The sequence below is a fragment of the Staphylococcus sp. HGB0015 genome (genome assembly GCF_000411275.1).
GTDB classification, from domain to species: domain Bacteria; phylum Bacillota; class Bacilli; order Staphylococcales; family Staphylococcaceae; genus Staphylococcus; species Staphylococcus schleiferi.
This window is the reverse complement of sequence record NZ_KE150418.1, coordinates 293943-294362: the sequence shown is the minus strand read 5'-3', so window position 1 is coordinate 294362 and position 420 is coordinate 293943. Positions and strand designations below refer to the sequence as shown.

General features: G+C 39.0%; 1 pseudogene. It reads left to right on the top strand.

Features of this window, described 5'->3' with window-relative positions:
• Nucleotides 1-420, top strand: a pseudogene (gene spa, locus HMPREF1208_RS12440) (staphylococcal protein A); the annotation flags it as partial.

Below are 420 nucleotides of genomic sequence, written 5' to 3'. Positions count from 1 at the left end.
ATTCTTGCTGAAGCTAAAAAATTAAACGACAGCCAAGCTGCTCCTGATTATAGCGAAGCTCAACAAAACGCATTCTATGAAATCTTACACTTACCTAACCTTACTGAAGAACAACGTAATGGTTTCATCCAAAGCCTTAAAGATGACCCAAGCGTAAGTAAAGAAATCCTTGCTGAAGCTAAAAAATTAAACGACAGCCAAGCACCTAAAAAAGATGATGGTACAACAAACCCATCTGATAACAACAACAATGATAACCAAGCTGGACAAAACGACAACAAAGACGATCAAGGTAATAAAGCCGAAGATAAAGGCGACAAAGACAACAAAGGCGACAAAGACAACAAAGCCGACAAAGGTAACAAAGCTGAAGACAAAGGCGACAAAGACAACAAAGCCGACAAAGGTCATAAAGCTGAA